The sequence below is a fragment of the Lactiplantibacillus herbarum genome, assembly GCF_001039045.1.
GTDB classification, from domain to species: Bacteria; Bacillota; Bacilli; order Lactobacillales; family Lactobacillaceae; genus Lactiplantibacillus; species Lactiplantibacillus herbarum.
The window spans coordinates 16,003-29,752 of sequence record NZ_LFEE01000016.1 but is presented as its reverse complement, the minus strand read 5'-3'; the positions used below and the strand labels follow the sequence as shown (position 1 = coordinate 29,752).

Annotated in this window: 17 protein-coding genes; 8 read left to right on the top strand and 9 right to left on the bottom strand. The window is 40.8% G+C overall.

Features of this window, described 5'->3' with window-relative positions; translation table 11 throughout:
* Positions 1 to 66 precede the first annotated feature (66 nt).
* From ACG95_RS04620 to ACG95_RS04610, 3 genes are read right to left on the bottom strand one after another with little or no spacing between them, the layout of a single operon-like run.
* The gene (locus ACG95_RS04620; RefSeq protein WP_047999386.1) at positions 67 to 342 is read right to left on the bottom strand and encodes a hypothetical protein; all 276 of its coding nucleotides are present in this window, start codon (positions 340 to 342) and stop codon (positions 67 to 69) included.
* A gap of 11 nt (positions 343 to 353) precedes the next feature.
* Positions 354 to 1,079, bottom strand: coding sequence for an ORF6N domain-containing protein (locus tag ACG95_RS04615; protein ID WP_047999385.1), 726 nt, complete (start codon positions 1,077 to 1,079; stop codon positions 354 to 356).
* A gap of 15 nt (positions 1,080 to 1,094) precedes the next feature.
* Positions 1,095 to 1,304 (bottom strand): helix-turn-helix domain-containing protein, encoded by a 210-nt coding sequence (locus ACG95_RS04610; RefSeq protein WP_047999384.1) that lies wholly within the window; start codon positions 1,302 to 1,304, stop codon positions 1,095 to 1,097.
* A 241-nt stretch (positions 1,305 to 1,545) separates the two neighbouring features.
* On the opposite strand from ACG95_RS04610, the gene ACG95_RS04605 reads away from it, so the two are divergent.
* The 8 genes from ACG95_RS04605 (at position 1,546) to ACG95_RS04570 (ending at position 7,629) form a co-directional block, all read left to right on the top strand.
* Entirely contained in the window at positions 1,546 to 1,941 is a 396-nt protein-coding gene (locus tag ACG95_RS04605) for a helix-turn-helix domain-containing protein (protein WP_047999383.1), read from the top strand.
* A 9-nt stretch (positions 1,942 to 1,950) separates the two neighbouring features.
* The gene (locus tag ACG95_RS04600; protein WP_047999382.1) at positions 1,951 to 2,427 is read left to right on the top strand and encodes a hypothetical protein; all 477 of its coding nucleotides are present in this window, start codon (positions 1,951 to 1,953) and stop codon (positions 2,425 to 2,427) included.
* An 81-nt stretch (positions 2,428 to 2,508) separates the two neighbouring features.
* The gene (locus ACG95_RS04595) at positions 2,509 to 3,570 is read left to right on the top strand and encodes an LPXTG cell wall anchor domain-containing protein (RefSeq protein ID WP_047999381.1); all 1,062 of its coding nucleotides are present in this window, start codon (positions 2,509 to 2,511) and stop codon (positions 3,568 to 3,570) included.
* A gap of 43 nt (positions 3,571 to 3,613) precedes the next feature.
* The gene (locus ACG95_RS14725) at positions 3,614 to 4,489 is read left to right on the top strand and encodes a hypothetical protein (protein WP_237756453.1); all 876 of its coding nucleotides are present in this window, start codon (positions 3,614 to 3,616) and stop codon (positions 4,487 to 4,489) included.
* Between the two features lie 73 nt (positions 4,490 to 4,562).
* The gene (locus ACG95_RS04585) at positions 4,563 to 5,012 is read left to right on the top strand and encodes a hypothetical protein (protein ID WP_152668286.1); all 450 of its coding nucleotides are present in this window, start codon (positions 4,563 to 4,565) and stop codon (positions 5,010 to 5,012) included.
* A 98-nt stretch (positions 5,013 to 5,110) separates the two neighbouring features.
* The gene (locus ACG95_RS04580; protein ID WP_047999379.1) at positions 5,111 to 5,527 is read left to right on the top strand and encodes a hypothetical protein; all 417 of its coding nucleotides are present in this window, start codon (positions 5,111 to 5,113) and stop codon (positions 5,525 to 5,527) included.
* A 189-nt stretch (positions 5,528 to 5,716) separates the two neighbouring features.
* Positions 5,717 to 6,862, top strand: coding sequence for a tyrosine-type recombinase/integrase (locus ACG95_RS04575; RefSeq protein ID WP_047999378.1), 1,146 nt, complete (start codon positions 5,717 to 5,719; stop codon positions 6,860 to 6,862).
* A 119-nt stretch (positions 6,863 to 6,981) separates the two neighbouring features.
* The gene (locus ACG95_RS04570) at positions 6,982 to 7,629 is read left to right on the top strand and encodes a deoxynucleoside kinase (protein WP_047999377.1); all 648 of its coding nucleotides are present in this window, start codon (positions 6,982 to 6,984) and stop codon (positions 7,627 to 7,629) included.
* A gap of 192 nt (positions 7,630 to 7,821) precedes the next feature.
* On the opposite strand, the gene ACG95_RS04565 is transcribed toward ACG95_RS04570, so the two are convergent.
* The 6 genes from ACG95_RS04565 to ACG95_RS04540 form a co-directional block, all read right to left on the bottom strand.
* Entirely contained in the window at positions 7,822 to 8,505 is a 684-nt protein-coding gene (locus ACG95_RS04565; RefSeq protein ID WP_047999376.1) for a glycerophosphodiester phosphodiesterase, read from the bottom strand.
* A 20-nt stretch (positions 8,506 to 8,525) separates the two neighbouring features.
* Positions 8,526 to 9,890, bottom strand: a complete 1,365-nt coding sequence (locus tag ACG95_RS04560) for an extracellular solute-binding protein (protein ID WP_047999375.1) — start codon at positions 9,888 to 9,890, stop codon at positions 8,526 to 8,528.
* The gene (locus ACG95_RS04555) at positions 9,887 to 10,729 is read right to left on the bottom strand and encodes a carbohydrate ABC transporter permease (RefSeq protein ID WP_047999374.1); all 843 of its coding nucleotides are present in this window, start codon (positions 10,727 to 10,729) and stop codon (positions 9,887 to 9,889) included. Before ACG95_RS04555 ends, ACG95_RS04560 begins: the two co-directional genes overlap by 4 nt.
* Entirely contained in the window at positions 10,729 to 11,694 is a 966-nt protein-coding gene (locus ACG95_RS04550) for a carbohydrate ABC transporter permease (protein ID WP_047999373.1), read from the bottom strand. Before ACG95_RS04550 ends, ACG95_RS04555 begins: the two co-directional genes overlap by 1 nt.
* Entirely contained in the window at positions 11,669 to 12,775 is a 1,107-nt protein-coding gene (locus tag ACG95_RS04545) for an ABC transporter ATP-binding protein (RefSeq protein ID WP_047999372.1), read from the bottom strand. Before ACG95_RS04545 ends, ACG95_RS04550 begins: the two co-directional genes overlap by 26 nt.
* A 451-nt stretch (positions 12,776 to 13,226) precedes the next feature.
* Entirely contained in the window at positions 13,227 to 13,733 is a 507-nt protein-coding gene (locus tag ACG95_RS04540; RefSeq protein WP_047999371.1) for a universal stress protein, read from the bottom strand.
* Positions 13,734 to 13,750: the final 17 nt, after the last annotated feature.

Genomic DNA, 13,750 nt, shown 5'->3' with positions numbered 1-13,750 from the left:
GGTAATACAATCATTGTTATTCCTCCATCCAAGCTGTTATCAATTGACGCTGCCCGCGTATTTGATTTATTCCATAATTGATAAAACTGCTTGTTTTAATTCGTTTGGCTCGTAGAACGTCTTAGCTGAATTGGGAATATGACGCTCAATAAGCTTTACTTGTGGTTGTCCCTTAACATACGTGTCAAAATACGAACGTGACATGCACAATATTTCAAATGCTGCTGCACGATCAACTAACAGGTATTCCCTGCTAAGCTTTTCAAGTAATGGCGCTAATATCGCATGAGCCTCCTGCTTAGCAATATCGTCATAATGTTCAACTAAAGCTGTGTCAGCCATTTTAATCACCTCTATTCAATGTCTAAAGCAGTCTGCCGAATAATCGTCTTAGTCGCTGTTGATGGTTCCCAGTCGTTGATGTAGTCCATTACCATTTGATAATGTTTCTTACGCAGCATTGACCGTGAACTAACACCAGCAATCTGTTTAACACCACCGTTGATATCTTTGAATAACTTGCCCCGCTGCTCTTGCGTAATACTTCCAAAACTATGCCCAACTTCTGATACTCGCTGATTAATGCGACGAGACAACGCAACGTAATCTGGATTGGCAATAACTTGATCCTCTTTTAAGCTATGCAAGTCCTGTTCAACGCCGTCTAATCGTTCATTTGTTTCCTCATTAGCATCAAGTGCTAGTTTTGCTAATTCACGCGGTGATGTTGGCAATTTAATTTGTTGTTGTGGACTGAAATAGTTTTCCTCTAATTCATCAAACATATCCCATGCTTTGTCAGTACCTAACATTTTTGAATGACGGCTTGCGCCTCGTTTTGTCCACAAGTAAAGAATATTTGCATTTTTACCAACAAGGTCGAAATCTTCTACCTTGTCCTTAAACTCCTTCAAGAGATTTCCTTGTAAACAAAAGAAATGCTTACCTTCAATGAACTTGTTTTTATTGTTTGCGAAATTTTGCTTAATTGCCGTTGCAGTTGTTTCGTAAAAATTAGCTAACTGTTCAGTCGTTAAAATCAAGTCGCCATTATATTCAATCTGCTGTAATTTATTCATTGCAATCCTTCCTTTTTAATCTTTAATGTTTAAAACTTTGTAGATCTTCTGCCGGATCTCAACTGACTTAGGCGACATATCCGCATGAATAGCACGATTAAGTTGCTGTACACCTTCACCAATCAAATTAGCTAACTCAACTTGACTCATATCACGTTCAAGTAAACCAATTTTAATTTTGTTAGTGATAGCCCTGGCACTAACAATTAATTTTTCTTCAGTCATTCTGTCACCGCCTTGTTATTTTTTAATCAAGTTATTGCATTAATTTAGACAATCGTCTATAATAATGGCATACTAAATAAGACAATAAGTTACGTTCTTACAAGAATGACCCGCCAAAGTTGCCTCTTGTAAGAGCTGTTTAATATTGCTTAATTACTTGATGAATTAACTATAAGACAATTGTCTAAATAAATCAAGATAATTGTCTAAATTAATTTGTCGTATCTGGGAGAATATTGATATGACACTGTTCGAAAATGTAAAAAAATTAGCTAGTAAGCGTGGAATTAGTCTGCTACGCCTAAATGATCAAGCCGGTTTGGGTAAAAACGCTATTTATAAATGGAAAAAACAAAATCCAAGTACTGAAAACTTGCAGAAAGTTGCTACAGTTCTTGGTGTCTCTACTGCTGAGCTAACTGGTGAAGAGGATAATCCTGCACCAAAACATATTGACGTTGAAGACATTGTTAATGAGTCAGCAATGCTCACATCTCGAAATCACGCACTTTCAAATGAAGATCGTACAGCAATTCGAGCTTTACTTGAAACTTACCTAAACAGTAAAGAAGGACAAGACCGCCTACGTAAATTTGGCGGCTATGGTAACGATGGGCAAAAAACTGACAAGAAATGAAGTGATTAGATGATCTATGATACTTTGGACGAAGCGTTAACCGATATGCAGACATTAGGTACGTGGGACCCAGATCGTCTAATTAGCCACTACGGAATAACTTATCACTACACTAATGGCTTGCCTGATAACATTAAAGGCAACTCCATTCCTCTCACTCGAACATTTTTTATTAACGAGAATGTTGCCTCGCCTGTATTTGTTAAATGTCACGAATTTTATCACTGCCTATTAGACGACAGTATTGAACCACTTATAGATACTAGTATGGTTTCCAATAGCAAGATTGAAGCACGCGCTAACAATGGTGCTTACTACATTATGCTTAAGGATTATATTAATATTACCGGAATTGAACCATCCGACTTTGATTTAACACGGTTTGTAAAGTTCTACAATTTAGATTCTAAACATCTACTATTTGTTCGTAACATCGTAGAAAATGCTCTTGGAATCAAAATCAACAAAGGTGTTTTTAGTCTGTAGATTAATTGACCAATAGTCTTATGTCATTAAAAGGTGCCTATGGGGAATTTTATTGGGGAATAAATTTTTGGAGGAAGTATCATGAAAAAGGTTACTTTATTTAGTATTGCAGTTCTATCAGCCTGCACGATTAGTGTTACTACACCACTTCAAGCAACTGCTGAAACCTACTACTCTGCTACTGTTTCTCAACCAGTTGAAGGTGACGTATGGTTCAGAAACGTTGGTGATGGTACAGATACATTAAGTTATGAAAACGGTAAATGGGTACTAGAAATGAGCGACTCTGCCCGTCGTAAGACTGCATACCATCAGTATGTAGTAAATATCTATGAACCAAACACACAAGCAATATCTGAGGCACAAGCAAAACAAGATGCTTATATTGACAGTGCCATTAAAAACCCTAGCCTTTATCAGTCTCTTCCTGATTCTGAGACAATGTCTGTCTATGCTATGAGAGTAACTGATGGTCAAATTTTTAAGGGGACTGTTAGGATTCCAAAGGTGATTGTACCCAATCAGGTACCAATCAAAACGGCTAGTACTTTTGTAAATGATGATGTTCCTGTAATGCTATCAGTTGTAAATGCTGGGTCAGCCACTGACTCTGGATCCGAAAGTGGTAGTGAAAGTTCGTCCAGTGCTAGTTCAGCGGAATCAAATACCTCTAGCTCAGCAACTCAGAGCTCATCGGAGTCCAGTACTTTAAATTCTAATTCAGTCGATACTAGCTCAGCAAACTCATCGACTAAGAGCTCCAAAACTAATACTGATAATCAAGCTCAAAACGATGGAAGCTCCACTGCCACTACAAGTGCAGTGAAAACAACCACAGACAATACTGCATCAGCTACTACAAAGGCAGCAAAGACAACCACAAATAGCACTACACCAACTACTACTAAAACTGTTAGTGTACAATCGTCAGTAGCAAGCTCTGACAATAGTAACAACAAATCAAATAGCCAAGCATCTTCATCAGTAAGCAGTACATCTGCAATTAAGAAAGGCATTAACAATATGTTGCCACAGACCGATGAAGCTAAAAGTAATTTAGTTACTTTCGGTATTCTCACAATGCTTGTTAGCATGATTGGTTTTATTTCCATTTTCCGTTATAAGGATGGATCAAAAATATAATGCTATAACTTGTAATATCACCATGCTTTGGAGGAAAGACACCTTGAAAAATAATAAACCATGTCCAATTGATAAAACACAGCTAACCACATTTAATCAGTATCAATTGCAAGATGGTATTATCTGCCGAAACTGTGCTACCAAAATTGGCTTGATTAACGATAAACAGAACAATCAGATTGCTTTGGCTGCTAAGTCACTATTAACCGTTGCTGTAGCAAATGACTATTACAATAGCAACAAAGCACTAGATATAAACGAATTATTGAATACTTACAATAGCGAGCAGTCTGTTCTCGACTCAGATGATTCTGATGATGAATCATCTGAAGACACTACTACTGATACAGAGCCAAGTGAAGATAACAACCAAGAGTCCTCAGAAGTCACTACCCATAAAACAAAGAAAGAACCGATTTTTTGGAAAGGTGACGGTGCTACTGGGTTTGGATTTGGTGTCGGTGTGGGAATTGCTGTAGGAATTGTCAATATACTATTTCTCCATATTCCTTGGTTAGGACGAATTATATTTATTGCTTGTTGGCTAATCATTGGGCACAGCAAATCATTAAGTGAGCGCGGAGATAAATTCCTAAAAAGCGGAGATAATTCTCACGATTTAAATAGGCATCCAGCGTCTCAGAAAGAAAATAAACCGAAAACAAAAGTAATTTCTGTTGCACAAAACGCTCCTGAAAAATCTAAAATTTCGGGCAAAGCCCCCCATTGCCCGAAATGCAAATCTAATAATATTCAAGTTCTTGACAACAAACGTAAATTTTCTGCTGGTAAAACTATTGTTGGTGGAGTTGCATTTGGTGTCGCTGGAGCTTCAATTGGTGCTTTTGCTGGTAAGCATGGTAAAAGTTATCATGCCATCTGTATGCAATGTGGCAAAAAGTTTCTAATCAAATTATAAACTGAATGGTGATTTTACTCTGATCACTTGGTGGTACACGATTAAATAAATCACGTAAGCATCATTGTCAGGTTTGAGAGAAACCATTTTACAGAAAATGAAAATAGAACAGCGCATCCTAAGTTTAAGATTAAGATGCGTCAATCTGAAAGAATGTGATGTTATTAAACAGGAACCATGGGGACTACCAGTTGTAATCAGTGCGATGATAGCTGCTTTAATTGGAATTGCAACTGCCGCAAAACTATATGGCCTAACTATATCCGCAATTGCTGGTCTTGTCATTATTGCCTTTTGGGGCTGGGTATTATATGACAATTGTAAATCAGTATACACTCGTTTAAGACTATATACTGACCGCATCGAACATGATTACAAAAACGCCAAAGAAAAAGCGGATAAATACGATAATCTACTTCTGCAACAAACGATTATTGTATCTCAATCTAACAATTCAATCGGAACAACTTTGGAATCAACGTCAGATAAATCTAAAAGCCATACTCAGTCCCGAATTGAATAGATTTTTCCACTTCAAAAACAAGTTAGCGTTTACCAATACACAAAAAAGAAACTCTTTAACATTTAAAAATCTGCTATTTAAAGGAAGTTGGAAACAAAGTGGCTGAAATACATGCAGAAAAAATAAACTATTTATATAGTACTGATGAAACTGATAAACCAATAGCAAGGTATGGAATATCTAGCTTCCCTGTATCAAATAATTTCATTTTACAATCCTTGCTATTTGATTTTGAAATCGATAAAACATATCAAATAGTCATTTCTATTAGAAATAGCGAAAATATAAGCATAGTAGAAACGAAAAATATTTATAAATTAGACAAAACTACTTTGAATGATATTAGTTTCACAAATAAAGAGCATACACGAGCCAGTACTGTTATAAAAATTCATACTCCTATTGTGAACATAGTAGCTGAAGATATATATGAGTTTACATTATCAGTTAATGATTCAAACGATATTAACCTCGATACCAAAAAAACTTACGCTGCAATTCAACAAGACAATTAATTGGAGTAATTAATTGTCTATCACTAAAAAAGCACATCCCCTCCCGCCAAGAAGTTAGATGTGCTTCACCTGAAATACATAATAGGGATATCTCTACCCTTTTTACAACTTAAATAATAACGAAAGAAGGTGTTGCCTGCAAGTCCTTATTAATTGACGCTGCCCGCGTAATTAAGGAGAGCTTGAACAATGAAACTAATTAAATCTAAAAAGTATCAAAATATCTACTCGTATGAATCTAAAAAAGGCACCAAATATGCACTTAGGTTCGTTTATTACGACTTTACTGGTAAACGCCACGAGAAACAACAACGTGGCTTCAAAACTGAACTATTAGCCCATAAAGCAGAGTTAGCGTTGGAGATAAAATACGCCAATAATGACGTTCAACAAATACTAGATTCTTCAATGACCGTTGCCCAATGGATTGAGCAATTCGTTGCAATGAACACTGAACATTGGCGCCCAAATACACGCGTTAATTATAAAAACTCATTCAATAGATATGTTATTCCCCTACTTGGAAATAAGCGATTGGATCAACTGACCAAGCCTAAGTACCAGCAGCTTTTTATCAATCCATTATTAGAAAACTTGTCGCCGGCCACGGTCGGTAATCACAATCGAATTATGATGGCTCTCATCAATAGCGCTGTAGAAAACGATGTCCTTGCTAAGAATAAGCTACGTGGTATTAAGCTACCAAAAGGAAAACCACGTCAAGCGCTTAGTAAACAGGACCTTATCAAATTTAATCAACAACTTCCAAAGTCGCAGCCAGAATTCCATACAATTTTTTCATTGTTAGAGCTTACCGGTATGCGTCTAGGTGAATCAATGGCTCTCAGATGGACTGATGTTAATTTTGAGAAGAAAACTGTTAATATCAATAAGACGCGCAATGCACTTGGTACCGGTCCAACCAAAACCATGTCCGGTACTCGTATTATAGCCTTACCACAATCGCTGATTAAATTGCTTAAGCACTATTTACTCATTCAGAAAAAAATGTGTCTTCGACTGAAACTAAGCTTTGAATCTGATCACTTAGTATTCACATCGTCTAAGCATAACGTCCCTCTCAGCAGTGCAATTATTGATTACAATTTCCGCCAAGTTCTAAAAGATTCTGATATTGAATCAGATAAGTATGTTGTCCATAGCCTTCGCCATACCCACGCAACCTATTTACTGAACTCTGGTATCAATCCAGTCGACGTTGCTAAACGTCTTGGGCACTCGAATGCAAACATTACATTAGGCGTTTATGCCCACTCTTTAGATGGCAGTGATCAAGAAATAGCTAGCAAGATTGACAGCATCGTAAATCTATAACTGTGGGACATTTTGCGGGACATTATTAAATTTCCATGTCAAATGGCTTGATATATATGGTATTGAGACCGTTTTTGTTATACAATATGTAGTGCAATTTTTTATAAAGAGGGGCTATCATGGTGATAATAACAGCAGGAATGATTGGTGTCGGCAAAACCACTTTAACAGGGATGATTGCCGATCATCTTGGAACTAAAGCTTTTTACGAACCCGTTGGTGACAACCCAGTGTTGCCACTCTACTACTCAGATCCTAAAAACTACGGTTTCTTATTACAAATTTTCTTCCTTAACAAGCGTTTTGCAATGATCAAGAAGGCATTGGCCGATGACAACAACGTTCTCGACCGTTCAATCTATGAAGATGCCCTCTTTACCGCGGAAAACAATGCGGAAGGTAATATTTCTGATACTGAACTCGATGTCTACTTACAATTATTAGACAACATGATGACCGAATTGACTGAGCTTCCTAAAAAAGCGCCAGACTTAATGGTCTATTCCGAAACCGACTTTGAGACGATTCTTTACCGGATCAAGAAACGCGGTCGCGATTACGAACAATTTGAAAATAATCCTGAACTAGAATCTTACTACTACAAGATGTGGTCAGCTTACCGTAAATGGTTTGATGAATACGATGCTAGTCCTAAGATGAAGATCGACTTACAACATTACGATCTTGAAGATCCTGAGAACCAAAAAGCTGTCTTAGCACAGATCGACGCTGAATTAGCTAAGATTCGCGATACAACTACGGCTTAGTAAGAGTGGGACAAAAGGCGGGTTGCTACCGAGCATAGCCTAGGAATACGAATGATTGTGCATTTTCAATCGTTTGTATTCTTTATGCAACCGAGCGGATGGAGCAGCCTTTTGTCACACGTTTCGACAGTAAATATTTGAAAATGCAAAAAGCGAGTTTGGGCTCAAACCCAAACTCGCTTTTTGTCGTCCTTATACCGTCGCTCTCACACGCCGAGCTAATTCAAAATCATTGGTAATAACCGCCACTGAAGCTGCAAATAACGGTTCCATGGCACTCGGTTCATCAACCGTCCAGACACGTTCGGCAACCCGTTTTACCGGCTGGTAATGTTCCAGATGCAGTCCTTCTAAGTGTTCACTAGCTGCAAACTCATCAGGATTACCGATATGTGCTGAGGTTAAAAAAGCATACTTTTGTTGTGGCTCAAGCTGATAGGCCCGTTGCAACGTCTTGAGATTAAATGACGAGAATACCACTGGATAGACCAGATCAGTTTGCTTAACTAGCTGCAAAACGATCCGTTCAATACCAGGATAGTAATGCCGGTCAGTCTTAAATTCTAAGTTAAGATGAACCGCCTCCCCACTGACTAAGGCCAATAATTCAGCCAGCGCTGGCACAGGTTCCCCATTCGCCAACCAAAACTGTCGTAACTCGTCAAAATCATAGTCTGCGATTGCTCCATGTCCATCCGTGGTGCGGTCAATTTGTTCATCATGCATAATGACCGGCACCCGATCCTTGGTTAAGTGCACGTCAAACTCCAAGCCATCAATCCGTTGACTGATTGCGTAGGAAAATCCTGCTAATGAATTTTCTGGAAACTTCACCGGAACACCCCGGTGCCCATAAATCAACGACGTACTCGTCATCACTATTCAACTCTTTCCAATTAATTACGCCCGTTTGCACGGTTATTTGATTCTAACACTTTATTATACGTGTTTTCAGCGGTCGTCAACGACTTCTTGATATCTTCGCCAGCAAAAATCTGCTGCATGGCATTTTGAATGGCAGTACGAGCTGGCACCCAACCATCGACAAAGACCCCTGAGTTAGTATTATTCGGCTTAGTTCGTGCCAATTGATCACCAGAAACTGCCAATACCGGCGACTTTTTGAAGAGTGCCTTCAATTGAGGTTCATCCTTAGACTGTTTATTGACCGCTAAGTAACCCGTCTTGGCTTGCCAATCTGCTTGATTCTGCGCATTAACTAAGAACTTGGTAAATTCCCAAGCCCCATCTTGCACGGCAGCTGGCTTATCATTGGCAATCCAGAGTGCCGCCCCACCAACCGCAATTCCGTTAGCTTTAGTTCCGTCTGGGCGTGGATAGTACGTGACACCTAGGTCATTTTTCAGCGTCTTATATAACTGACCCGTTAACGCTGATGACTGCATGAAGATCCCTAAGTGACCAGATAAGAATGAGGCCGATTCGTTAGCTGAAGCATTGCCACCAGAACCAAAGTTCATAAAGTCGCCGGCGTCAATGTTTTCTTTGACCCATTCCATCGCCTTAATCGCAGCGGGACTGGTAAAGTCAGCCTTAGTGGCATTCCCCGTATGACCATTGTCATGATTAGTTAGCGGTACGCCAGCATTGGCAACCAATTGTTCAAATAGCCACGAATAAGCTTCCATCGTCATCCCTTTGACCTGACCGTGGGACTTGCTGTGGATTTCCTTAGCCACCCGGGTAATATCACTGTACGTTGGATCAACGGGCGGTGGTGTAATCCCGTATTTGCGTAAAACGGCTTTATTATAGTACAGTGCCGTTTGCGAGGCATTAAAAGTCATTGCCAGTAATTGCCCCTGCCGCATATCAATCGCCTTGGCTCCAGGAATAATCTGATCTAAATCATAGTGATCTCGATCTACAAACTTCTGCATTGGCGTTGTAAAGCCACTGTGATACATCTGACTAGTCGAAATATCCATTGACTGAAATAATGCTGGTGACGCCGCGGTGCCATGGGTGTTCAGAATCTTCTGAATCACGTCATTATAGCCACCTTCAAATTCAGCAACGACTTCATACTTAGACTGTTTACGATTAAATTCCTTAACATAGCTATCCAGAGCCTTTTGTCCCGGGCCCTTCATTTCATGCCAGAAGACAACTTTGGTGCGTCCCGTATCAGCATGTGCGCGCGTTCGGTTGTAGGCAAAGCCCCCTAGTGCTAGCAACACAACCAGTACTCCTACTAACCATTGCCAGTAACGTTGCCACCCTGTTTTTAAACTTGTCATTTTACTGAGCCCTCATTCAATCCAGATTTGAAGTAACGTTGACCCCAGAATAAAACAATTAAGGTTGGGATCACGACGATTGCCGCACTAGCCTGAATCAAGCCCCAATTAGTAGCCGTTTCTTCAGAATGGAGTTGGCGCAACCCATCCTGAACTGGACGAAGCCGATTAGAGAACGTCGTTAGCATTGGCCATAAGTATTGATTCCAACTACCAAGGAAGCTATACGCCGCCAGCGTCAATAAACTGATTTTCGAATAAGGCAACGCTACTTGCCGGTAAAATTGCCAGTGCGATAAACCGTCAACATCAGCAGCTTCTTTCAAGTCCCACGGAATCTGCTTAAACGCTTGCCGCAACATAAAAATACCAAACGCTGAGGTCAAGAATGGAATCACCATGACGGCATAGTGATCAAGTAGGTGCAGTGACCGTACTGTTTGAAAATTCGGAATGACTTCGGCTTCGAATGGTAACATCATCGTTGCCAGTACCACGTAGAATAGCTGCTCGCGATACTTGAATTCCAGAAAGACAAAGGCGTAGGCCGCAATTGATGCGAAGAACAAGTGGGCCGCCATTTGAATGAGCGAGATTACTAAACTATTAAATAAGTAGCGTAAGATGGGAGTCTGCGTGAAAGCATCGTGATAATTTTGCCACGATAAGTGTCCTTGCAACGATCCCTTAGCAATCTCAGTCGTTGGTAAAAAACTTGTCCATAATCCCAATATAAATGGAAAGATAATGACAAATGCTAGTACAGCTAACAGGAGATACTTAAACACGAGTCCGCTTCGGCGCCGAATACTTGCTTGTCCAGCAGTAGTCATTTCCATTAGTAATTCACCCGCTTTGCTAAAAGTTTAAATTGGATTAATGTGATTAACGCAATGATTACCGCTAAAACAATCGATTCCGTGCTAGCTAAGGCATAATTGCCATCAACAAACGCATCACGATAAACACGATAGACCAATAAGTTAGTCGCGTTAGTGGGTCCGCCAGCGGTCATCAGATCAATTAAGCCAAAGCTCTTAAATGATGAGATTAGAGTGATTACCGCAACGAAGAATAACGTTGGTGAAATCATGGGCAGCGTGATGTGCCAGAACTGATAACGTGAATTGGTACCCGCGACGTCCGCAGCATCATACAGCGTTTTGGGAACGGACTGCAACGCGCCAAAGAATATCAGGAATGTAAAACCGAGATGCATCCAAACACTAGTCATAATAACCGCAACCATGGCCCAGTGTGGATCCGTCAGCCAGTTAACCACTGGCAAATGTAACCCAACAGCTAGCTTGTTCAATATTCCAATCGACGGGTTGAACATGAATAACCAAAAGATGGCTGATACGGAAACTGAAACACCCATAGTTGAGGTGAAAATAGTTCTAAAGAACTCGATCCCTTTGATTTTTTGATTCGCAACGGCAGCCAGTAACAGCCCCACAATAATCGTGAAAGTGGCCACACCCACCACGTAGATTCCAGTCGCTTGCAAACTTGCTAAGTAACTCTTAGTCGCTAGCAGGTTCACGTAGTTTTGGAAACCAACAAACACTGTTGGTCGACCAAAGTTATCCGTCAAAAATAAGCTTAAATAAAACGTCCGTAGCATCGGGTAAAAGACAAAGATACTCAATACTAATAATGATGGCCCTAAAAATAGCCACGCGTAGTATTTATCATTACGTTTCAGTTCAAAGTTCTTGATTCCAGCCGTCACTTGACTACCGGTCTCCGGAGTAAGCTGTGGCTGAGGACGTCGCTTACTTGGCCGTAACGAGCTGATCATCAGTAATCCCTCCCTGCTCAACGATTAATTGTTGGTGGTCATCAAATATAAAAGCAGCACCCTTCGCAGTCACTTCAATTCGTTGTTCAATATCAATTTGAACTTGACCGGCCTGAACAATGCGTACTGGAACCCCGCTATCCAAGATAGCCTCAATAATCGTTTGTTCTCCCAACGTCTCCACGTTGATCACTTGGGCATTGCCAGTATCCCCGATCACTGTTGTTGCGATTAGTTGGTTTGGCCGAATCCCTAACGTATAAGTGCCAAGCGCTAGCGGTTCCTTTAACACTACTTTTAAGGCGGAATCTACTCGCAACTCATGTGTAGCTTGCTGTTCAGCCTTGACCGTCAGTAGATTGATCTGTGGCGTTCCGAAGAATTGCGCCACAAAATGGTTAGCCGGATGGTTATAAATATCTAGCGGTGTATCAATCTGCTGAACTTGTTGGTCATTTAAAACCATCACGTGATCGGCCATCGTCATTGCTTCAGTCTGGTCATGAGTAACATAGATTAGCGTTAACCCTAATTTACGTTGAAGCTCACGAATTTCAGCCCGCATCTTGACGCGTAGCTGGGCATCCAGATTAGAGAGTGGTTCATCCATCAAACAGATCTTAGCGTCACTCGCGATTGCGCGTGCTAAGGCAACTCGTTGCCGTTGTCCCCCGGATAATTCCCGGGGTTTACGTGCTCGATACTTAGTTAAATTAACCATCTCTAAAGCTTCCGTCACCCGCTTTTTAATCTCAGCTACCGGCATTTTACGTGCTTTCAATCCAAACGCCACGTTAGCGGCAACATCCAAGAAAGGGTACAGCGCATAACTTTGAAAGACCATTGACAGCTTACGATCCTTAGGTGGAACACCATTCATCACTTGACCATCAATGGCGAGCTGCCCGGCCGTAATCGGAATAATTCCCGCAATCATCCGTAGCAGCGTACTCTTACCACAGCCAGACGGACCTACAATGACAAATAACTCCCCGTCTTGAATCTCGGCATTAACTTCCCGTAACACCGGTTGCGCTGCGTGTTCATACGCCTTCGTGATCCCCCGTAATTCAATTCCCATATCTACTTACCCCTCTACCCCTAATTTGCAATTCACTGAATTACTACTTAAATCATGGCAGACCAACGTATCAAAAATGTGAGGTTGTTGTAAAAATCATGTATGGGTTATGTATTATTTTCATAAAAAATAAGAGTGTGCTAAAAGCCGGGTAGTTTGCGAGCATTAACGTGGAATCAGGGATTATTCCGGCCTGGGGAATGCTCACTGATTTCGGGTTAAGCGGAACAAACTGACTTTTAATGCACGTTTCAAAAGAGTGTGCTCAAAGCCGAGTAGTTTGCGAGCATTAACGTGGAATCAGGGATCATTCCGGGTTGGGGAATGGTCCCTGATTTCGGGCTAAGCGGAACAAACTGGCTTTTAGTGCACGTTTCGACCACTACCGTTCAGAGCACACAAAAAAGGAGCTGCGACATCCGTCACAACTCCCTTCGTATCAAGATAACAATTAAAGCTTATGAAATAATCGTTTGGGCACGTTAACCGTCTTCTGATCCATGTCAGTCTTGACAACTAACACATCACAACTGGCATTACGAATAATGTAAGCCGCGTTCGATCCAATCAAGACTCGTGAAACAGCATTTAAGCCGGTCGCACCAACTACAATCAGCGTCGTCCCATAACGTTCAGGCAACGTGTTTGCGAGCAATGTTTTAGAATTACCTGAGTGTAGATGGACTTGAACATCTTTGACCCCTGCCTCAACAGCTTTCTGACGAGCTGCTGCTAAATTTTGCTTTAGATCAGCCGTCAACTCATCCAATAACTGTGGGGTCGTCGCACCAAAGCCCATCGGCCCCTGCGTCACACCAATAAACTTTTCAGTGTTGATCACGGTCACAATGTCTAGTGCTGCACCCTGCTGCTCCGCAATGGCAATTGCCTTTCTCAAGGCAAACCAGGCTTGCGGACTCGTATCGATACCAACTAGAATCCGTTGTACTTTGGTCATCACGATCACCCCTTAGT

Excerpts from the sequence above, each read along its gene's own strand:
- ACG95_RS04620 (WP_047999386.1), bottom strand. The coding sequence starts at position 342 with ATGGCTGACACAGCTTTAGTTGAACATTATGACGATATTGCTAAGCAG.
- ACG95_RS04615 (WP_047999385.1), bottom strand. The coding sequence starts at position 1,079 with ATGAATAAATTACAGCAGATTGAATATAATGGCGACTTGATTTTAACG.
- ACG95_RS04610 (WP_047999384.1), bottom strand. The coding sequence starts at position 1,304 with ATGACTGAAGAAAAATTAATTGTTAGTGCCAGGGCTATCACTAACAAA.
- ACG95_RS04605 (WP_047999383.1), top strand. The coding sequence starts at position 1,546 with ATGACACTGTTCGAAAATGTAAAAAAATTAGCTAGTAAGCGTGGAATT.
- ACG95_RS04600 (WP_047999382.1), top strand. The coding sequence starts at position 1,951 with ATGATCTATGATACTTTGGACGAAGCGTTAACCGATATGCAGACATTA.
- ACG95_RS04595 (WP_047999381.1), top strand. The coding sequence starts at position 2,509 with ATGAAAAAGGTTACTTTATTTAGTATTGCAGTTCTATCAGCCTGCACG.
- ACG95_RS04575 (WP_047999378.1), top strand. The coding sequence starts at position 5,717 with ATGAAACTAATTAAATCTAAAAAGTATCAAAATATCTACTCGTATGAA.
- ACG95_RS04570 (WP_047999377.1), top strand. The coding sequence starts at position 6,982 with ATGGTGATAATAACAGCAGGAATGATTGGTGTCGGCAAAACCACTTTA.
- ACG95_RS04565 (WP_047999376.1), bottom strand. The coding sequence starts at position 8,505 with ATGACGAGTACGTCGTTGATTTATGGGCACCGGGGTGTTCCGGTGAAG.
- ACG95_RS04560 (WP_047999375.1), bottom strand. The coding sequence starts at position 9,890 with ATGACAAGTTTAAAAACAGGGTGGCAACGTTACTGGCAATGGTTAGTA.
- ACG95_RS04555 (WP_047999374.1), bottom strand. The coding sequence starts at position 10,729 with ATGGAAATGACTACTGCTGGACAAGCAAGTATTCGGCGCCGAAGCGGA.
- ACG95_RS04550 (WP_047999373.1), bottom strand. The coding sequence starts at position 11,694 with ATGATCAGCTCGTTACGGCCAAGTAAGCGACGTCCTCAGCCACAGCTT.
- ACG95_RS04545 (WP_047999372.1), bottom strand. The coding sequence starts at position 12,775 with ATGGGAATTGAATTACGGGGGATCACGAAGGCGTATGAACACGCAGCG.
- ACG95_RS04540 (WP_047999371.1), bottom strand. The coding sequence starts at position 13,733 with ATGACCAAAGTACAACGGATTCTAGTTGGTATCGATACGAGTCCGCAA.